The following is a 20,706-nucleotide window of genomic DNA, read 5'->3' on the forward strand; positions in this document are numbered from 1 at the left end:
ATACTTTTTCATCTTATACCATTGTAATTAAACTCCAAAAAGATTTAGTATTTTACTCCCTATTTGTTCCTCCAGCCATCAACAAACCAATTTCTTCCACTGTCGCCGTCTGTGCATCCAAAATAGCCACAAACTCACCTCTGTAGATTACAGCAATGCGATCGCTCATTGTCATCACTTCTTCTAACTCAGTAGAAATATACAAAATTGCGACACCGCGATCGCGTTCTGTTAATATTCGCGACTGCACGGCTACTGTCGCCCCGACATCTAACCCCCTTGTGGGTTGCATAGCAATAATTAAAGCTGGTGCTTGTGCCAATTCTCGCGCTAACACCACTTTTTGTTGATTTCCTCCCGAAAGCTGACTTACCTTGATATCAATCCCATTCGCCCGAATATCAAACTCTTGCATTGCAGCTTGAGCACGATTAGCGATCGCTTCTTGTTGTAACAAAAAATGCCGACAAAATGGCAGATATTTAAAAGCTTTTAAAATCAAATTTTGGGCGATGCTAAATTGCAACACCAATCCCATTGTCTGCCTATCTTCTGGGATGTAGCCCACTAAGGAATGCTTGGGCGTAAACTCAATTTTACCCTGTTTAATAGTCCGCAAAAGAGCGATGGCATCAGCTAATTCTCGCTGTCCATTACCATCGACACCAGCAATTCCTAAAATTTCTCCTGCCCGCAGTTCAAAAGATACGTTATTTACAGCAAGAATATTTCTTTGATCAGCAACTTGTAAATTTTGCACCAACAGGATAATTTCTCCTGGTAACGTAGCACTTTTATTTAACTGTAAAGCGACTTCCCGTCCTACCATCAATGCTGCTAACTGCTGAGGTGTCGCTGCTGAAGTTGATGTTGTTGCTACTACCTTTCCCTGGCGCAAAACTGTTACTGAATCACAGAGATTCATTACCTCTTCTAATTTATGACTGATAAAAATAATTGTGTTGCCTGCGGCTGCCAATTGGCGCAAAATAACAATTAATGATTCTACTTCTGGCGGTGTCAAAACTGCTGTAGGTTCATCAAGAATCAACAACTTTGCTCGACGGTAGAGAACTTTGAGAATTTCTACCCGTTGTTGTGCCCCAACAGATAAATTTTCAACTTTGGCAGTGGGGTCAATTTCTAACTTATAAGCTTGAGATAAGGCGGCGATTTCTTGCTGTTTATCTTGGAGATTTAGCCACCAACTTTTATCCGTTCCTAAGATGATGTTTTCTGTAACAGTCAATTTGGGTATAAGCATGAAGTGTTGGTGAATCATGCCAATGCCTAATTTAATTGCCTCATTTGGTGAGGTAATTTTTATTAGTTGTTCCTGAAGATAAATCTCACCAGCATCAGGTTGATAGAGTCCACTAATAATATTCATTAAAGTACTCTTACCTGCACCATTTTCCCCTAGTATTGCATGAATAGTTCCAGATGCAACAGAGAGATTGATATTGTCGTTAGCAATAAAAGACCCAAAGCGTTTGATAATATTGTTTAAGCGTAAATAGTTCATATTCAAAAAACCGATAGCTCATAATCAAAGAAAAAGAAAAGGGGGCAAGGGAAATAATTTCTTTCTTTCTTTGTGATGGCAGTCGCTCATGGGGGAAACCCCCAAGACCGCGCTGCCTCTCCTTTGCGTCCTTTGCGGTTCGTTTTTCTTTATTGTATTAAATATGATTTAGCGCATCATACAGAATTGGTATCAAGATTCCAGCACAAATTTTGTTCGTGTAGCGTCTCGTAGAGAGGACTTTAGTCCTGACTACGAAAGTTTTTAAGATATCTATATATTAAACTTATGTTGTTGCTTTTTTCACGCAGCGCGTATCCTTACCAGCCTCTTTGCAGTCTTCAAAAACGATTTTTTTATTAACAATTTCTTGCTTTGCATTCAACACCTTTTGCTTTACTGCTTCCGGTACGATTGCCCCAAATTTCCCTAAAAATAAGATATCTGTTCTTTCTAGCCCAATTGTATATATTTGTCCTTTGATTTGTTTTTGTTTAGCTAATTCTGCTATATAACCTATGGCTAAATCTAAGCGTTTGACAGCGCTGGTTAAGACGGCTTTTGGTGCAACATCTAATTGATCCTTAGTATTGCCAAAAGCATATACTCCTTTTTCACTTGCTGTTTGTAAGACTGCGGCTGAGGCATTATCTAACCATTGGTAGATGACATCAGCCCCGGAAGAAATTAATGCCAGAGTCGCTTCCTTAGCTTTAGCAACATCATTCCAATCACCTGTAAAAGTAGAAGTAATTTGAATATTTGGTTTAACAGACTTTGCTCCTAATTCAAATCCCCGCAATTCTCCTTCAGTTGCGGGAAACTTCTCTCCAGCAATATAAGCTAATTTATTAGATTTAGTAATAGAAGCACCGATAATGCCACATAAATAACTAGCTTGTAAGTGATCTATTCTTAAAGAAGCAATATTCTCAGCCTTGAGATTACCATTTACTCCTACAAAAAATGTGTTGGGAAACTGTGAGGCGACTTGTTCAATTGCGGCATCAAATTGTCCGCCATGCGCGAAGATAAGATTGTAGCCTTTACGAGCAAAATCTGTTAAGACTTCTGTTTGATCTGCTTGTGCTACTTTTTCTACATAGGCGGTTTGGACACCTAGCTTTTGTTTTGCGAGATTGATGCCTTCATAACCAGATTGATTCCAGCCTTTATCGGTAATCATTCCAGGGAGAGCGATCGCTATTTTAAACCCTTGAGTATCACCCGTTGTTGTCGCTGTTGGTGTCGTCGGCTGATTACTGCAAGCTTGTAGCAGTAAACTAGTACCAAACCCTGCTGAACCGAGCAAGATAAATTCACGCCGACTAAAGTTTGTTGTCATACCTCGCCTTCAGATAGATAACTATTTGAGTTATTTCAACACTCTAAAGTCATAGGTGGTACTTTGGAAACAGTTTCTCCCAGATTTCTCAAAAACTCGAAAAATCGCCGTCTCTACGATAATCAGTCTTTTGTAGAGACGGGGATTCATCGCGTCTCTTACCTTCTCCTGCATTTTATGCAGTTTTAGCATCTTCATCAGATGCTTGTTCTGCAACATTTTTCAAGCGACTCGACCTGATTTTGCGGATGCGATCGCTATTGCGAACACCACCCGCCATTTCATATTCGCGGCTATCTTTGCCATACTTGATAGCAACCACCATCAGCATCTTTTCAGAAAGTTGACTCAAATTTTTTTCCATCTCTTCAATTTCAGTTTTAGAAGAGTCAACCACAGACAGAGCAGTATTATAAACATCAATTTTGTTACGTAACTGCTCAATTGACTCAATCAGTTTTTCCAGACTATAATCTTCATCATATTTGATGCTTGGAACAATCGATTTCAGTCCAGCGGCTCTTAACTGAGCTTTTTGTAGAACACGGGATGTAAGTTTTGGACGAGACATAAATTTATTCCTTTAAGATACTTCTATAGCTAGCTTGCCTCAATTAAACCGCATTCCGGTTCAGCAGAACTCGCAATTGTTTCTTATAAAGTTTTCAGGTTATACCAGTAATTTTTCGGAATTTAATTATTAGATGTTGGTATTTATGAAAATAATTGTCTCAGGTTCATAAAAACTTTAAGCCAGACCGTTCCCATAAGTTGTGAAACTGCTCCCGTAAGTTATGAAACCGTTCCCGTAAGTTGTGTAACCGTTCCTATAAGTTGTGTAACCGTTCCCGTAAGTTGTGAAACTGCTCCTGTAAGTTGTGTAACCGTTCCTATAAGTTGTGAAACTGCTCCTGTAAGTTGTGTAACCGTTCCTATAAGTTGTGTAACCGTTCCCATAAGTTATGAAACTGCTCCCGTAAGTTATGAAACCGTTCCCATAAGTTGGGGAGTGCGTAGAGGCAAAGCGATTAATCGCCAGAAGACAATTGAGGGTCATTTGTGACCCACCAAATAAATGCATGGGTATCCAGTAAAGCTCTCATTACTAAACGAAGTTAGAACTTTCAAAATCACTCAAGATTTATATGGTAGTGTGGACTCGATTTAGCAAAATAAGAAGACTTCATGCGGCGAGACTCGATATTTTACAAACTATTTCAACAATCTCCCACGTTATTATTTGAATTATTGACCAATCCGCCAACAAATGCTAATGCCTATCGATTTGACTCAGTAGCAGTCAAAGAACCAAAATTTGAAATTGACGGCGTATTCCTCCCACCAGAAAATGCCGATGCAGGAACAGTGTATTTTTGTGAAGTGCAATTCCAGAAAGATGAACAGCTTTACGAAAGAGTGTTTGCTGAGTCTTCACTATATTTTTACCGCAACCGTGAGAGATTTAGCGATTGGCAAGCAGTCATAATTTACCCATCTCGCAGTCTGGAACAAAGCCAGATTCATCCCCATCGCTCATTGCTCAATGGCGGACAAGTACATCGAATATATTTAGATGAATTGGGGGATATTCGTACCTTACCTTTATGGGTAGCGCTGATGGTATTAACGACAGTTAACGAAGAACAAGCACCAGCACAAGCCAGGTATTTATTAACCAAAACTCGGCAAGAACTATCATCACCCACAAGTCGCGCCATAATAGAGATGATTATAACGATTATGGTGTACAAGTTTGAGCAATTAAGTAGAAGGGAGGTAGAGTCGATGCTGGAAATCACACTCAAGGAAACGCGAGTTTATCGGGAAATTAAAGAAGAAGGGCGCGAGGAAGCAACAGTTAATCTAGTTATGCGACAGCTAAAAAAGCGATTTGGTGAACTGACTCCAGAAATGCGTTCTGCCATCACTGGTTTACCTATACCTGTTCTGGAAGACTTGAGTGAAGCATTGTTAGATTTTACCAGTGTGGCTGATTTACAGTCGTGGTTAGCAGAGCGATAAGCCCGCTTTTATGTAGGTGCTACTGAGATAGAAGCGATCGCATTGCTTGATTTTTAGATAGTCGCTTACATCTATAGTTTAACGATGAGCAACTGCAACGCTGAAAAGTAATATCGTAAACACCGCCAAACTCAGCACTGATGGCACTCACCAAGTTGTTATTTTGCCGGAAGATTTTCAACTCACTGGCACAGAAGTCTATATCAAAAAAATTGGTAACGCGATCGCTCTCATTGCCAAAGATAACCCCTGGCGATCGCTCATCGACACTCTAGACAATTTCTGTGATGATTTTATGATTAATTGCGATCGGCCACTCATGGACACCAGAGAGAGTTTGTAAATGCGATACCTGCTTGATACCAGCAAAGCGGCTTGTTTATAGATATGGCTGCGTAGGCAAAACTTTTGTAGGTGATGCCCACGGCGGTAAACTACGCAGTTTATGAGAGATAGTTAGTAGCGTGTTATGCAAGGGCGATCGCAATCGCAAGTTAGGCAAATCCAATTGCTGCGTTGTACCCCACAAGTCTGAATTTTAGATGCATTTGTCCTAAAACACAACCCAAAGACTTTTGGGTTGACAAAAATATAACTGTTAAAATCAGCATAATGGTGTCAAAATGCGAAAAAAATACACCCAAAAGGAGAAAAATGCCAGCCATTGTTAAACTACAACTCTCCTTAGAAACTTTAGCAGAAGCAATATCTTCCCTTGATTTAACAGAAAAACGCCAACTTCAAGAGTTAATTGAGCAACAAATTTTTGAAGCCGAAGAAGCGTTGTACGAAGACGATGCAGAAACACTGGCAGAAATTCAAGCAGTTCGCGCTGAGTATAGCAATGGTGAGTCAGTGACTATAGATGAATATCTTACTAACCGCTTAGAGCAGAGATAATGAGTTATGCGGTCATTATTTCAAAGTCGGTACAAAAGCAGATTGACAACTTACCAAATGATGTTGCCCTGCGTGTTATTGAAAAAATCCAAAATCTTGCTTCAGAACCGCGTCCCGATGGAATTGTCAAGTTAAAAGGTTCTGATAACGAGTATCGTATCCGTATTGGTGATTATAGAGTTCGTTATGAGATTGATGATGAAAGTCAACTCGTACAAATTTTGCAGTGCAAGCATCGGAAAGATGTTTATAGAAAAAATTAGTTTTGAGATGCTCAACCTCAACGCGATCGCTTTTTGCCAAACGCTATTGTTCTCATTGGCAAAGATAACCCCTGGCAATCGCTCATCGACAGTCTAGACAATTTCTGGTGATGATTTTATGACTAATGGTGATCGTCCACTCATGGACACCAGAGAGAATTGGGTTGAGTAGTTGTAAAAGGCGATCGCACTTTGTTTAAAACTATAGATCCTGCATCTTCTTATACCAATTAACCAAAATCAGGCTACAGATGCAAGTTAAATCTAATTTTCTTAAATTACGAATTATGAATTATTTCCACCATCGCCCCACATCCACAATCGCACGAGCAATTTCTACCGTTGCTGCTTCCCCATTTAATGCAAAGATAACTGGAAACAATGCCTTGATATCTTGCAGCAAATTAGGGCGAGTGCGAAGGGATAGCTGATGAAGTGTATCTTGCCAAAGGGAGAAAAGTTCTGTAAATGGCATTTGTGACAAACTGTTAGCTAAGGCACTCAAGGCTTCGGCACGAAAATACTCAAATTGAATTGCCCTGGCAGCAGCAAGGGCTTCTGGCAATAACTCTGGTGGCAGTTTCTCAGCTAAGGCACTCAAGGCATTGGCACGATAATTCTCATCCTGAATTGCCCTGGCAGCAGCAAGGGCTTCTGGCAAAACTTCTGGCAGTTTCTCAGCTAAGGCACTCAAGGCATTGGCACGAAAATTCTCATCCTGAATTGCCCTGGCAGCAGCAAGGGCTTCTGGCAATAACTCTGGTGGCAGTTTCTCAGCTAAGGCACTCAAGGCATTGGCACGAAAATTCTCATCCTGAATTGCCCTGGCAGCAGCAAGGGCTTTTTGCAGTGCTAAGTCTTGAAGAGTTGGTGGCAAATAATTGACTAGTTCTGTCAGCGAGTCGATTTTCTCTTGTGGTTTTGGTTTTTGCAGGGCATAAGCTAGTCCTTGTTCGGGAGTCCACATCTTGTTTTTGACCAACGCTACCAGCAGATTTGCTGGTAGATTAGCTGCCAAACTATTCATCGATGCAGTAATCAAAGCATAACGACACTGCAAGCTTAGTGTTGATTCAGTAAAATTCGCTTCTGCTAGTTCCCAGGCACGAGAAACATCTGTGATGTAACCGCCAGTTTGTGCCAATTGTTCTCGCACTTCATACCAGCCATTGCTTCCAGTTGCAGACTCTTCCCACAATAACTGGTGAATCTCTTCTAACTGTCCAGCCTTTTCCAAATGCCAAACTAAATACTGATGAATGTAACCATCATCGAGTAAAGTATGCCATAAACCATTCTGGGTTTTCTGCCGATACTTCTTTAAAAAAGCAGCGTGAACGTCAGTAAGGTTTAAACCCAACCCAGCCAAATCTCCTGGGCGCTTTGGCTCAGAGGGAGCAGTTAACAAATTACAAGCTAAATCGTGGAATAAGTCATGTAAGCGATAGGTAGGCATACCATCAGCAAGCGGTACTCCTGTTAATAGCAATGCTTTATTCCGTAAATATTGCAACATCTTGGCAGCATCACGCTTATCCATCTGCCACAGCGTTGCCGCCATCATCTTATTAATGTTGACATCCTCCGGTAATACCCCTAACCAAGAGAAATGCTGCTGCTTTTCTGGTGGCATTCTCTTGACACTCAAATTTAATGATGCAGTTAAACTCAGGCGTTTTAAACTAGCCTCATCAGTAATTTCTTCGGCTTCCGGTCGGTTAAAACTTGTTAATCTGGCAACTTCTTGCTGAATATCCGCCAACAGTTCATTCCAAGTCGTACCACAGGCAACTTCGGCGGCTGCGAGTTCCAATGCTAGGGGAAGATAACCAACACCTTTGGCTAAATTTTCTGCTGAATGACGTTCTGTGCCAGTAATCTCGCGTCTTAATTTCTTGGTCAGCAATTCCATTGCCTGGTCTGGTTTCATTATATCCAGGCTGTAGGTGCTGGCTGCTAAGGCATCGGCAATGTGACCTTCACGAGTAGTTACTAAAACTTGACAACGCGCCCCACCAATATTAAAAGCTTGTGCATCTTCGGTATTCCAAGCATCATCCACCACCAGCAACACAGCTTTGTCATAAAGCAGAGTCCGCAAATGCGAGGAAGTTGCTTCAACACTGGTAGGCTTAAAGCTATAGTCTCCTAATGCTTGCACCCAACCACTAAGTAAAGCCAGCACATTGGGTTGTTGACCTAATGTTGCCCAAAGAATGCCATCACAAAAACGAGATTGTATTTCTGCATTATGGGCTAAAGCCGCAGCTAAAGTAGATTTGCCCACCGAACCCAAACCGTGAATTGCAGTAATTACCAAAGTGCGACTATCAGACGATGAATCATTTAAAAGACGAGTCTTTAAATCATCGCTGTACTCTGGGCGTTCTACAAAGTGTGGGGGTAAAGGTGGCGCTTGAAATATTTGTATGTGACCTAACCCCCTAACCCCCTTCCCTGCGAGGGAAGGGGGAAAATTCAAAGCCTCTCTCCCTGTAGGGGAGAGGTTTGGAGAGGGGTTATTTAATTTCGATTTCTTTGGTCTTTTCTCTTCCCACGCTTCATCAAACCTTTTCAGGTTCTTCTCTCTATCCTTTGACCATAGCTTTAAAGTAAAGCGCCAGTCATTAGAACCTTGAGTTTGGAGACGGTTATCTTCCAGAATCTTCAAAAAATCCTTCAGCAAATTCAGCGCTTCTCGAATTTGCGCTTTAGTTAACTTGCCAAGATATTTGTCTTTTTGCGTCAGCAACTCCAACGTGACTAACGTAGTCTGCACAGTCAGCTTGGGGTTATCGCTATCTGCTTCTTTCCAGTCCGACTCAATTTTAAAATTACCGTCCTCAAATTCTCCATCGACAAAACAAAGCAACGCCTCTAAGAGACGCTTGACTCGTTTTTGAATCTCAGACCCATAGGTAGTTCGTGGCATTACATCCAAATTGAGTAAGAAGTTTGAGGCTACCCCATATTGAAACTACCACCCCAAACTCATGTAATCCAGATTCTAAGGCATTTTCAGCTACCTTGGGGTATTTGCTTAGGGACACAACCCCAAAGAGAACCTGTATCTATCAACTCTTTGGGGTACAAACAAATGCAAGGTAAGCGTCAAAATCTTCTCAGTAAAACCATTGCTTTGTTGCTAGCAATGCAACTATTCTTGATTGGTTTACAAGCTAAAAGCCTAATTGACCAAGGTAACTCATCCATTGAGGCGTTGATTTGGATGATTCAACAATATATTTCAGTGCTGGTTAAAATCCGTAGCTTGCAGGATAAAAGGGAGAAAAACGATTCTCCAAAGCTCAAAAGTAAAAGATGAAGTGGTAGGTGTGTTAACGGAACACCGTAACGCACCTACGCTGAATAAATCATCACATAGACGCGATGAATTGCCGTCTCTACGAAAGACTGATTATTGTAGAGACGGCGATTCATCGCGTCTGTTGTCTTAATTCACATCATGTAAAAAAATCAAGACTCCATCTCAGCCAATTCTAACCAGCGTTCAGTCGCCACATCGATCGCTTGCTTGAGCGTTTCCACTTGTTCATACAATTTCTGCACTTGGCTATAATTCCCCGGTGAAACATTCGCTAGTGTTTTCTCGGTTTCTGCTTTCTCAGCTTCTAACTGAGCAATTTTATCTTCCAACTGCTCAAATTCTTTTTTTTCCCAATTGGATAATCTACGCCGCTTTGTATTCTCGACATTTTTGGCTGAAGCCGCACCATTTTGGACTTCGGCATTTTTGGGCTTATCTTTAGTAGTAGCAGCTTGTTGCTGTGCTTCTTCAGCCTTCTTATAGTCTAGATAAACTGAGTAATTACCTGGATATTGCCGGAGATTACCGCCTTCTTCAAAGGAAAATACTGTGTCGATGGTGCGATCTAGAAAGTAGCGATCGTGAGAAACTACAATTACACACCCGGCAAAATCTTCTAAATAATCCTCTAATACCGCCAATGTCTGGACATCTAAATCATTTGTCGGTTCATCTAAAATCAAGACATTGGGCGCACTCATCAAAACCCGCAACAGAAATAAACGTCTTTTTTCCCCACCAGAAAGTTTATGAATTGGGGCATACTGCTGATTACCAGGAAACAGAAACCGCTCTAACATTTGCGAAGCAGTAATTTGAGTACCATCGGTAATTTTGACAAATTCTCCTTCTTCTTTGATATAGTCAATCACGCGCTGATTTTCGTTTAAGGCTGTGAGCAATTCTTCAGAATGCTGGTCAAAATAACCGATGTGAATCGTAGTACCAATTTCTGCAATGCCAGAATCTGGCTTAACCCGCCCAGTAATCATATCCATTAAAGTGGATTTACCTGCACCATTAGCGCCGATGATGCCGATGCGGTCTTCTGGGCTAAATTCGTAGGTAAAATTCTTAATTAAGGTGCGTCCATTGTATGCCTTAGAAATGTTATCTAATTCAATAACTTTTTTGCCAATGCGACGACCAACTGTAGAAATATCAACTTTACCTTGAACTTGTTTAAACTCAGTATCCCGCAGAGCATGAGCGCGGTCAATTCTAGCTTTTTGCTTAGTACTTCTGGCTTTCGGCCCTTTTTTAAGCCATTCTAACTCGCGCCGCAACAAGCCTTGGTGTTTACGTTGACTACTTACAGCAGATTCTTCAGCTAAGGCTTTCTTTTCCAGGTAATATGAATAGTTACCTGTATAGGTGTAAATGTCGCCTCGGTCGATTTCGATAATCCGATTGGTAACGCGATCTAAAAAGTAGCGATCGTGGGTGATGAGAAAAAGCGCACCGCGATAGCGATTTAAATAACTTTGTAACCATTCTACAGAAAGAGCGTCGAGATGGTTTGTCGGCTCATCCATGAGCAAAATATCGGGTTCTGCTAGCAACGCTGATGCTAGGGCAATACGTTTGCGATAGCCTCCAGATAAAGTGCCTATTTTGGCGTTAAAGTCAGAAATTCCTAATTTTGTGAGGATGATTTTGGCATTAGTTTCGAGTTCCCAAGCACCACTCGTATCCATCCGTTGCATCACCACAGAAAGGCGAGACATCAATTGGCTATCATCTGGATAGTGAGCCAATTTATCTGAGAGTTCTTCATACTCACGCACCAAAGCCATGTGTTCGCCACTGTCGGCAAAAACTTGCTCTAAAACTGTGTGATTTTCATCTAAATCTGGCTGCTGGGATAAGTAAATAATTTTAGAACCAGAGTTAACTAAAATTTGACCACTATCAATCGATTCTAGACCTGCGATCATTTTTAATAAGGTTGATTTACCAGAACCATTAGTACCAATTAAACCAACTTTATCGGTAGCATCTAGGCTAAAGCTAGCATCTTTTAAAATTTCCTTGATGCCAAAGTCTTTTTTTACTGATTGAAGCGTAATAATACTCATTAGATGTAAGTCATTAACTATTTTTCATTAGTGAGTAGGCAAGTCCTATGCCCTACCTACATTCGCTGAATTCTATACAAATAAATCCAAGGGTAAATGTCCATACATCTCGTTGATTCCCTCTTCGTCGTCAGACTGGCAAGACACTAATACTCCACGATGATGACCATCATAGGAATCGAGATAACACAAGCCATTTTTGCCATTTAATTTGATATAAACTGGCCCTTCAGGTGTAAGTAAATTATTTGGTGGTTCATAACCCAAAGCCAGAGAATAGGTTTTCATAGCTAGTATTCCTTCTTCTGCTGTATCAGCACAAATTCCTAAAATTTGATAATCAGCAAGTTTGGTGAGCAAAATTAAGGCATTACGAATTACTACTTTTTCTGATGGCTTGAGCACAGGCGCGATGTCTAAACAGTTGAATTTGTTCAGTAATTTTTTTGCTTCTTCAGCAGTGAGATTCTGAGGATTGGGGGTTGACATAAACTTCGTTTATTATCTTGTAAGTTTTTCTGTTGTGTTTGAGTTGGGACTAGCCCAATTTCTACCATTTGGGATTTTAGATTTGAGATTTTGGATTGGCAATCGTCCAAGTGTAGTAAAATTTGTCTGGTGTCAGAGCAAATTCTATAATTTTGGAGGTTGTTATCTAATGTCCAGTCCCTAATCCTCAATTCCCAGTCGCTTATTACGGTTGATTTTGTACATTCCCAAGGTTGAACATAAAGGGGACGCCGCTTTTTGAGTCACCACCCATAACGAGGACTTTTGGCATTTGAGCGCCGCCAGTCTTCCAAGCTTCAATTGCTTCTTTTTGTAGAACTAATTGTCCTCCTTGGGCTTTGAGTGTCTCTGCTAAGAGTCTTTGAGCTTCTGCCTTACCTTTAGCGCGATTCACATCTGCTTGTGCTTCTTGTTCAGCTTCCCGTGCTACATAAACGGCTCTTTGCGCCCGCTGTTCAGCAATTTGTTTTTCTTCCACTGCTCTGGCAAATTCTGGTGAGAACGCTAAGTCAACTACGCTAGTATCTAACACAATTATCCCATATTTGTCTAAGCGATCGCCTAAGGCATTATCAAAGTCTTCTTTCAATTCACTTCTTTTGGTAATTGCTTCTTCTACGGTTCTTCTGGCTGCGGCAATTTTAAATGCTTCTTGTGTCTGAGGTGCAATGATTTTCGATACAATATTTGCTAAGGTTCCTTGTTTCCTTCTAACTTCAACTACCTGTATGGGATCGAGGCGAAAGTTGATCGCAAATCTCGCAGATAAATTTTGCAAATCCTTAGTAGAACTCTCCGCTGGCACTTCAAACTTTTGCACCGTCAAATCATACACATCTATCACGGAGATAAAAGGCGGTTTCACGTGAATTCCTTCTAATAAAGCGCCATCTCTAGCTTTACCCAAGATGCTGATCACTCCTGCTTGTCCAGGGTTAATAATGACAAAGGAATTTAGTCCGAGAATCACTAGTATTGCTAACACAATTCCTAAAACTGTGGTTTGCCAATTTCCCAATTGCTGATTTTTCAAATTCCTTTCTCCATGTAAGTTAGTCATTAGTCATTAGTCATTAGTCATTAGTCATTAAGAGTTATTATTTTTTTACTTGTCTTCCTTCTCTGTTCCCTAGTCTCTAGTACAACGCGGCGTAAATAAACATACCCTTCGGGTTCACCAGTCGCCTGTGGAGGGAAACCCTCCCGCAGCGCTGGTTCACCATTTCAAATGGTGCAAAAGCCCGGAATACAATTATGCGTGACTTTTGACTTCCGCCGAACTGTACTAGTCCTTAGTTCATAGTGCCCAGTGCTAAGTAAAAAGTTTTGCTGTTGACTTGAGTAAACTTAGTTACTATTTTAAGTTTCTCATTAGTCTGTCTGAATCAAATCTTTCATCTTTAAACTCAGAACTCAGGACTCAAAACTTTGTTTTGTGGTAATATCAGTTGCACGAAACCGCAAAAAGCCGTGGCTACTGGATTAAAATCTCATTGGGTATCAACAAGGCGTAAACATTCAACGCATCCTCTCCAGCGCTTGCTTGAGTATGAACACCAGTATCGTAAACAAATTTGGCTGGCGACTACTTATTCTATGAATGAACAGTAGACATCTAGGAAAATTAATTATGCGTTCACTCAAACCCTTGTAGAGACACGAAATTTAGCATCTCTACATTCTTTTCTGGAGATGTCTAGTAGATGGTTTCTGTGTTGATGACGGCTCTGCCAAACTCTTCCCTTGTGCTAGAATCCCCCTGTCAATAGGGTTTGAGATGTGCTAACCCTGGAGTTAGCAAACCTTGAAAACCATCGTTGCAAACATAAGGGATATGCAAATTACAGATGTAGTTGTCATTGGTAGCGGTATTGGCGGTTTAAGTTGTGCTGCTCTTTTGGCACGGTATGGCTTTGATGTGATAGTCTGCGAAAGCCACTCCATTGCTGGAGGCGCTGCCCATGCTTTTGAGCGCAATGGTTTCAAATTTGACTCTGGCCCATCCCTCTACTCTGGACTGTCTTACAGCCCCTCTGCCAACCCTTTGCGACAAGTGTTAGATGCAATTGGTTCTGGATTACCATGCGTAACCTACGATACTTGGGGTTGTTGTCTACCAGAAGGTGATTTTGACACCTCAGTTGGTGCCGAGCAATTTCGTGAAGTGCTGATGAAATTCCGGGGTGATGATGCTGTAGCCGAATGGCAGGAACTCCAACGCGTTATGGAACCATTCGCTAGTGCAGCAACTTCTATACCACCAGCAGCATTACGCTTTGACTTTGGTGCAGCTAGAACTGTGGGCCCGTTTGTCCCATCTCTGACAAAACATGTTGCGAATATCATCAAGCTGACGGGCCCTTTCAGCCGGATTATGAATGGTGTTATTAAAGATCCATTTACCCGAAATTGGCTCAATTTGCTATGTTTTCTGCTTTCTGGATTGCCAGCAGATGGTACTAGCGCCGCAGAGGTAGCATTTATGTTTGCGGACTGGTATCGACCAGATGCAGTACTTGAATATCCAATTGGTGGTAGTGGTGCTTTAGTTGACACCCTTGTACAAGGATTGGAGCGTCACGGTGGAAAGCTGATACTGGGCGCTCATGTGGAGCAAGTGCTTGTAGAAGGTAATCGCGCGGTGGGTGTGCGTCTGCGCGATCGCCAAGAAATTCGGGCGCGTCGGGCAGTGATTTCTAATGCATCGGTTTGGGACACACTGAAGCTACTACCAGAAAAGGCAATACTTAAACAGTACCGCAGCAAACGACAGGCTACACCTGAGTGTGATAGCTTCATGCATCTACATCTAGGCATTGATGCTCAAGGATTACAGTCAAATTTGCGGTGTCATTACATCGTAGTCAATAACTGGGAATTGGGCGTTACAGCACCTCAGAATGTTGTGGTGATATCAATCCCTTCAACTCTCGACCCATCCTTAGCACCAACAGGTAAGCACGTGATTCATGTGTATACTCCTGGTAATGAGCCATATGCTATCTGGCAAGGAATGGATAGAAGGAACCAAGAATACGCCGAACAAAAGCGATCGCGTGCAGAAGTAATGTGGCAAGCGCTACAGCGGATCATTCCAGATATTCGCTCTCGTTGCGAAGTCACACTTGTTGGTACACCTCTAACCCACGAGCGTTATCTCCGCCGTCACCAAGGTTCCTACGGTCCAGCAATTCCGGCTGGATCTAGTATGTTTCCTGGCCCCAGCACACCTCTACCAGGACTGATGTGCTGTGGAGACTCGACATTTCCCGGCATTGGTTTACCAGCAGTCGCCGCCAGTGGGATGATTGCTGCGAATACACTTGCACCTGTTAATAAGCATTTAGCTATGCTTCAGGATATTAGGTGCATTTAATTTTTTGAGTATAAAATCTAGTTGCCAACAGAGCCGCACCTGCTGCCAAAACTGCTAGTACACTGTCAGGTTCGGGTACGGCAGCAACTTCAGCATCAATTCGTGCAGTTCCAGCAAACAAACCTGTCAAGTTAGGCTTTTGCAGTATAGTCGCAAACTCTGGAGAAATCAATAATTTAACATCAGGAATGGTTAAATTTTGACCATCAAATGCCACAGGTCCCGGAATACTTAAATCAAACAAAATTGTTTTTAAAGAAAATGTGTCTCTTAAAACAAATCCGCTGCCACCTGTGACAGTACGTCCCGGAGCCAAACCTATTGAAAAGTTACCAAGAGTTATTTGATTATTGAAAGTAATAGTACCAGTATGCTCGATTGTACCAGAGAGCGGAGTAAAACCGCCTTCGTCACTGAATCTAAAGTTGGTGGCTGGGTCGATGTTGAAGCCAACCCAATAATTGCTGGGAATCGGTGCGATCGTATTATTAGTACCTGTCAAGTTTAGCCCGATACTTTTAAGAATATCCTCGTGGTCACGATCAATGCTGGTGACTCCAGATATCACTTGAAAAGTAGCAGCTTCTACCTGTATGGGTGCAATTGATATAAAAGCTGCTGTGGTACAACCAAGAATCCCTGTAAACTGGTAAAAACGCATATACACTCCTTGTATTCGTAGTTTATTTTATCTAAAAAAGCGCCATTTTTTCATCTAAAAACTTGGAGATTAGCGCTAAAAAAATACTTCAGAATATTAACAAACATTTTTATAAACTTTATATAAAGTAACCGTCAAATTACTACATTTATGTAAGTTGTATAATTACAAATATCAAGTTAAATAGGTGGGTAAAAATAAATATCACTGCTCAGGATGGAGCATAATGTATGAGGCATAAGGCATTATGGATAAAAGATGAAAAAATCCAGTTAAGTTTAATTATGTCCAATTCAAATTGTTTAGCTTTAAACCTAACAATTAGGATTTGGTCAAATATAAGTTTTACCTTTAATTATTGATAAGTTTAGGTTAAGAGGTGAAGCACTGTCTTATACCCCGTTTCACTTTAATAATGATATAAATACGTTGGTAGGGGCACAGCAATGCTTATGCGTGTCAACTTAAGCCAAAACACCAGATAAAATTATCATTTACAGCCAGAGGCTGTAAATGCATTAGAAGCGGCTCTGCCGCAATTCAGGAGGCAGTAGCCCCCCAATTGGTATTCCCAGCCAGGGTGGTTTCATAGGAAAAGAGAAAAATATATAAGTCTTGATTTATCGTTTTGTGACATGGCTTTTTACCCCTCTCCAAACCTCTCACCCACGGGGGGAGAGGCTTTGAAACCTAATTTTAGTTTTTCTCTGCTTGTATAGAAACCACCTTGCCAATTGGCATTCCCAGCCAGAGTCCGGGAACGAGAGAATACTTAGATTTTTTGAAAAATCAAATCGGATTGCTATAGATTGATTTATTCTTGCCGAGTTACTTGTTTAGGACTTACGCAAGAACTCTCTGAAACTCTTATTTCTCCGTGTCCTCTGCGTCCTCTGCGGTTCGATTTTCCGTTACCTGTGCGTAAGTCCTGTTGTTGATTCACAGACTTGTTCTAATCCACCAGCTTATTTTCTCCAAATTAGGAACTATTTCCTGCCAAAAGCTTGCTGAGGAGTCTGCTTCTCTTGTTGTTGCGAGTATTTTATCTATACTGTCGAAGTTTTTTTGAATCAACTGCTTATCTAGTTTAGGAATATCTAATTTAAGATATTTCAGACGGTTAGGTAACTCTACTTTCTCTTTTATCGGCAAGTGGACAATCTGGTTAACTTGTTCTATAATTTTGTCTATTGATGCAATGACTTCTTGCAGGCTCGGCTTTTTAGTTTGTAATTGTAAATCTTTTTCTTCAAAGGTTTCTTCTTGATTACCTAACTTTACTAATACTATTTTTACCAAGAAAACATTGTAATCAATCTCACTTACTTCACCCACTTGCTTGTGGTATTTTCCACTTTTATTTATAAGTACTATGTCACCTTTCTCAATTCTGTCGTTCATAATTTATACAGACTTTGAATGAAATTGCTAAATAATCTCCTCTACAGAAAATACTACTCTAAAGCCACAAATCCTCAGTCCACCGTCTGACTCATTCCAGCTACGACTGGCGCTGCGACAAAGTTCTGCACTGAAACTCCAAGAACCACCGCGTAGCACCCGGCGATGAATATCACCGCCAACTTCCCAAGCTGTTCCATCTAAGGGTGCGTCGTTGTAATTGTTGTGCCACGAATCAACACACCATTCCCAAACTAGCCCGTGCATATCGTACAATCCAAAGGCGTTGGCGACTTCAAAACTACCGACGTTTGTTGTTTGTTTACGGAATTTGCTTTTTGGTTCCACAGCGTAGCTTACTAACTCAGAGGTAATTGTTTCGCCAAAGTGGAAGGACGTTATAGTTCCAGCCCGACAAGCATATTCCCATTCAGCTTCACTCGGTAAACGATAGTCGCGTCCAGTTTTTTCTGATAGCCTGAGACAAAATTCTACAGCCTCATACCAAGATACATTTTCGACTGGTCTATCTAGACCTTTGAATTTCGATGGATGGGGATTTAAAGCTTGTTTGACTTTGGGTAAAGCTGCCACTATTCTCCACTGTGCTTGAGTTACGGGAAATTTCCCCATAAAAAATGGTTCAACAGTAACTTGATGTTGAGGACGTTCGTCAGCATCTCCTTCAAACTCTGGTGAACCCATCATGTAAGTACCACCAGGAATCGATACCATTTCTAATGTGACAGACTTACCCAATTCTTCGGCAAAGAAGTTTGCATTGCAGCTAACGCGGTTTACTTCTCTACCACCTGTGTCTACTGTCACTACGTCAAACTCAAAGGTTTCTAAGGAGTGTAATGGTACTATTACTTTTTGTAGTAGCGGCGGTAATATAGGTTGAGACATCGAAACAATTTTTAGGGCAACAGGTTCAATATTCACTGTTGTAAACTTCAAATCATTGATAACTTCTACTGCTGTTTGATACCTTTCACTCGGTAGGTGTTTTAGTAATTTATCTAAAATTTTCCCTAAGTCGTCGCTGATAGTAATACCTTTTTTCTGTAACCGTTCGCGCCACAACCACTTAGCATTCATTGCATCATAAATAGGATCATTAATCTGCCCAGAAGCATCCTGCAAAGGCAAACATTGAGTTAAAAGACGCACGCAAGTTACACCCAAAGCATACAAATCACTGGCGTGACAAGCAAATCCAGCCATTTGTTCTGTTGGGGCATAACCAAGGGTATAAATTACTGTAGCTTGTCTTCCTATACTGGTTTGTGTTACCTGTTTAGCACCGCCAAAGTCAATTAATACGGGTTTTTCATCACTTGCACGGCGGATAATATTTTCTGGTTTGATATCCCGATGAATGACATTATGAGTATGAATGAATTTCAGAACTGGCAATAAATCAGCTAAAAGTTCCCAAATTTGTTCTTCACCATAGATTTGTTGCTGAACTTCTTGTAAGAGAGTTTTTCCTTGAATAAATTCTTGCACAAGATACAAGCTAGTACCTTGTTCAAAATAAGCTAGTAATCTGGGAATTTGGGTATGATTTTCTCCCAGTTCATACAACCGGAAAGCCTCTTCTTTAAAAAATTCTGCTGCTTTAGTGCGTTGTCCTGTTCCCTGAAATTGTGGGAAAAATTGCTTGATGACGCAAGGCGCATTTAGTCTGTCTACATCTTCTGTAGCATAAGTTCTACTAAACCCACCTTCACCTAAGAGTCTCATTACGCGGTAACGGTTTCTGAGAAGTTTGCCAAAGTTGCTTTGTCCGCAACTCACGCAAAATCTATTGCTATCAGAGTTGAATGGATTTGAGCAATTAGGATTTTGGCAGATTTGCATAATCAGGGGGAAATAGCATCTTCTCCAAAGTTAGCCCCAATATTATCTAATTGAAAACAGTTATGTAGAGAAGCGAACACGGAACTTTTTATATGTGCTTAAAAACTATCTTTCCCATGAGGATAGAAGGATGATTAAAATAATTCGTAATGGGCTTTTCTACGAGACGCTGCGCGTAGCTTGCTTCTCCGTAGGAGTATGTCCCCCTACGCTAACGTAATTCCTTATTAAGTTTTGTGATAGTGATTTAAACCTACCACAAAACTTGCTGCTTTTAGAAGCGGGGGACTTCAAGCCCGAAAATTAGTTAACAATTCCAAATTAAAAATTTAAAATTCAAAATTTAAAAGAGTTACATAAGAGGATTTAAACCCTGAATTAAACTGATATTGGTGCATTAGGCTTGCCGTAACACACCCTGCATTTTAATATAGCTCTTGTTCACTATCCAAAAAAGTTCGCAAAGAACCAAATGAACATAGTAGGGTAGCACAGATGTGCTACCTTACCCGTGTACCTGATTCAAATGATAATCGCTATATCAGATAACTTAATTGACCTTACGTTGAAAACTAAATGTTCCAGACTGTCCAGGTTGAAGTGGCCCAACAATTGTGTCTATATAGGTGGTAATATTAACGCCAATCGCATCCGTTACAGCTACTCCCAAATTTAGATAAGTTACAATTCCAGCAGGATCAATTGCAGTATTAATGACTCATCATAAACTAGCTGATTGAATGCATCACCTTGAGTTTGACCAAAGCTCTGAGCAATATTAGAAATCGTGGCTGTGGAAGTCAGAACTCCATTTGTCACCACTTGGAAGGATAATCCATTTACTGTTGTCCCGGCAGTAAGAGTGCCAGATTTAACAAATCCAACACGAGTTACCAATGTTAAGTCAACGGGTACAATACTAGTCCAAAGGGCATTGTTTGCTGTCACTACTGTAGGCGTCACTGTGTAAACAACACTCCAACCTGTAGGAGGGGTAACTACACTCGCTAAGTGAGTATTTACGGGAATGGCATCAGATACCAAAATTTTGGCACCAATCAGCGCATCTACATTGATATTTGTACCTACCAAATTTGCGGGAGTTAATCCTGTACTACCTGCGGGACTTGTGGAATCAATTTTTAGACTCAAATCGTAGGTCAACTTATCATCACCCAGATTGTTGGGTGTACCGGAATCTGAATACCCAGAACGAACTTTTAAGACTTTAGCAAAGGCCTGTGGAGTTGCAGAGATGGTAGTTGTTTGTATAGCACTAGCCTCTCGTTCTCCATTCAACGGTATGCCTGCCGTTTCTCCTGCTGTTACATCTGAATTAACGTGAGTTCGATGAACTAAAAAACGGCAGGAGGAAGGGCCGGTAAGTCTTTAGGATAAATATCAAGTGAGGGTTTTTTAGGCAAATAAGTG

Annotated in this window: 18 protein-coding genes; 7 read left to right on the forward strand and 11 right to left on the reverse strand. The window is 41.0% G+C overall.

What is annotated here, in order from left to right; translation table 11 throughout:
- Nucleotides 1–52: 52 nt before the first annotated feature.
- From V7L29_RS11480 to V7L29_RS11490, 3 genes are all read right to left on the reverse strand, one after another.
- Nucleotides 53–1,525 carry an ABC transporter ATP-binding protein gene (locus V7L29_RS11480; RefSeq protein ID WP_334735533.1) on the reverse strand — a complete coding sequence of 491 codons (1,473 nt, stop codon included), beginning with the start codon at nt 1,523–1,525 and terminating at the stop codon, nt 53–55.
- A 286-nt stretch (nt 1,526–1,811) separates the two neighbouring features.
- Complete coding sequence (locus tag V7L29_RS11485; RefSeq protein ID WP_334735534.1) at nt 1,812–2,870, reverse strand: BMP family protein; 1,059 nt, start codon at nt 2,868–2,870, stop codon at nt 1,812–1,814.
- Nucleotides 2,871–3,045: 175 nt separating this feature from the next.
- The gene (locus V7L29_RS11490) at nt 3,046–3,441 is read right to left on the reverse strand and encodes a hypothetical protein (protein WP_334735535.1); all 396 of its coding nucleotides are present in this window, start codon (nt 3,439–3,441) and stop codon (nt 3,046–3,048) included.
- Between the two features lie 195 nt (nt 3,442–3,636).
- Between V7L29_RS11490 and V7L29_RS35490 the strand changes: the two genes are divergently transcribed.
- The 5 genes from V7L29_RS35490 to V7L29_RS11515 all read left to right on the forward strand — a co-directional run bounded on the left by V7L29_RS35490 (nt 3,637) and on the right by V7L29_RS11515 (nt 6,055).
- A complete protein-coding gene (locus V7L29_RS35490) occupies nt 3,637–3,933 on the forward strand; it encodes a hypothetical protein (RefSeq protein ID WP_442944175.1) in 297 nt (98 codons plus the stop codon).
- Nucleotides 3,934–4,055: 122 nt separating this feature from the next.
- Complete coding sequence (locus V7L29_RS11500; RefSeq protein WP_334735537.1) at nt 4,056–4,892, forward strand: Rpn family recombination-promoting nuclease/putative transposase; 837 nt, start codon at nt 4,056–4,058, stop codon at nt 4,890–4,892.
- Nucleotides 4,893–5,055: 163 nt separating this feature from the next.
- Nucleotides 5,056–5,235 (forward strand): antitoxin, encoded by a 180-nt coding sequence (locus V7L29_RS11505; protein WP_334735538.1) that lies wholly within the window; start codon nt 5,056–5,058, stop codon nt 5,233–5,235.
- 311 nt (nt 5,236–5,546) lie between these two features.
- A complete protein-coding gene (locus V7L29_RS11510; RefSeq protein ID WP_334735539.1) occupies nt 5,547–5,792 on the forward strand; it encodes a hypothetical protein in 246 nt (81 codons plus the stop codon).
- Entirely contained in the window at nt 5,792–6,055 is a 264-nt protein-coding gene (locus tag V7L29_RS11515) for a type II toxin-antitoxin system RelE family toxin (RefSeq protein ID WP_334735540.1), read from the forward strand. Before V7L29_RS11510 ends, V7L29_RS11515 begins: the two co-directional genes overlap by 1 nt.
- A gap of 292 nt (nt 6,056–6,347) precedes the next feature.
- Here V7L29_RS11515 and V7L29_RS11520 read toward each other — a convergent pair whose 3' ends face one another.
- Nucleotides 6,348–8,987, reverse strand: coding sequence for an NB-ARC domain-containing protein (locus tag V7L29_RS11520; protein ID WP_334735541.1), 2,640 nt, complete (start codon nt 8,985–8,987; stop codon nt 6,348–6,350).
- Nucleotides 8,988–9,026: 39 nt separating this feature from the next.
- On the opposite strand from V7L29_RS11520, the gene V7L29_RS11525 reads away from it, so the two are divergent.
- Nucleotides 9,027–9,380 carry a hypothetical protein gene (locus V7L29_RS11525; protein ID WP_334735542.1) on the forward strand — a complete coding sequence of 118 codons (354 nt, stop codon included), beginning with the start codon at nt 9,027–9,029 and terminating at the stop codon, nt 9,378–9,380.
- Between the two features lie 152 nt (nt 9,381–9,532).
- Here V7L29_RS11525 and V7L29_RS11530 read toward each other — a convergent pair whose 3' ends face one another.
- The 3 genes from V7L29_RS11530 to V7L29_RS11540 form a co-directional block, all read right to left on the reverse strand.
- Complete coding sequence (locus V7L29_RS11530; RefSeq protein WP_334735543.1) at nt 9,533–11,461, reverse strand: ABC-F family ATP-binding cassette domain-containing protein; 1,929 nt, start codon at nt 11,459–11,461, stop codon at nt 9,533–9,535.
- Nucleotides 11,462–11,533: 72 nt separating this feature from the next.
- A complete protein-coding gene (locus V7L29_RS11535) occupies nt 11,534–11,950 on the reverse strand; it encodes a DUF1824 family protein (RefSeq protein ID WP_334735544.1) in 417 nt (138 codons plus the stop codon).
- A 205-nt stretch (nt 11,951–12,155) separates the two neighbouring features.
- Nucleotides 12,156–13,004 carry a prohibitin family protein gene (locus tag V7L29_RS11540; protein WP_334692234.1) on the reverse strand — a complete coding sequence of 283 codons (849 nt, stop codon included), beginning with the start codon at nt 13,002–13,004 and terminating at the stop codon, nt 12,156–12,158.
- An 801-nt stretch (nt 13,005–13,805) separates the two neighbouring features.
- On the opposite strand from V7L29_RS11540, the gene V7L29_RS11545 reads away from it, so the two are divergent.
- Entirely contained in the window at nt 13,806–15,347 is a 1,542-nt protein-coding gene (locus V7L29_RS11545; RefSeq protein ID WP_334693354.1) for a phytoene desaturase family protein, read from the forward strand.
- On the opposite strand, the gene V7L29_RS11550 is transcribed toward V7L29_RS11545, so the two are convergent.
- From V7L29_RS11550 to V7L29_RS11565, 4 genes are all read right to left on the reverse strand, one after another.
- The gene (locus tag V7L29_RS11550; protein ID WP_334693353.1) at nt 15,334–16,008 is read right to left on the reverse strand and encodes a hypothetical protein; all 675 of its coding nucleotides are present in this window, start codon (nt 16,006–16,008) and stop codon (nt 15,334–15,336) included. The two genes, V7L29_RS11545 and V7L29_RS11550, sit on opposite strands and share 14 nt — an antisense overlap.
- A 939-nt stretch (nt 16,009–16,947) precedes the next feature.
- The gene (locus V7L29_RS11555; RefSeq protein ID WP_334693352.1) at nt 16,948–17,409 is read right to left on the reverse strand and encodes a hypothetical protein; all 462 of its coding nucleotides are present in this window, start codon (nt 17,407–17,409) and stop codon (nt 16,948–16,950) included.
- Between the two features lie 27 nt (nt 17,410–17,436).
- Nucleotides 17,437–19,275 (reverse strand): bifunctional serine/threonine-protein kinase/formylglycine-generating enzyme family protein, encoded by a 1,839-nt coding sequence (locus V7L29_RS11560; protein ID WP_334735545.1) that lies wholly within the window; start codon nt 19,273–19,275, stop codon nt 17,437–17,439.
- Nucleotides 19,276–19,956: 681 nt separating this feature from the next.
- Nucleotides 19,957–20,574 carry a DUF7925 domain-containing protein gene (locus V7L29_RS11565; RefSeq protein ID WP_334735546.1) on the reverse strand — a complete coding sequence of 206 codons (618 nt, stop codon included), beginning with the start codon at nt 20,572–20,574 and terminating at the stop codon, nt 19,957–19,959.
- Nucleotides 20,575–20,706 lie beyond the last annotated feature (132 nt).

This window comes from Nostoc sp., from assembly GCF_036916575.1.
Lineage (GTDB): Bacteria > Cyanobacteriota > Cyanobacteriia > Cyanobacteriales > Nostocaceae > Nostoc.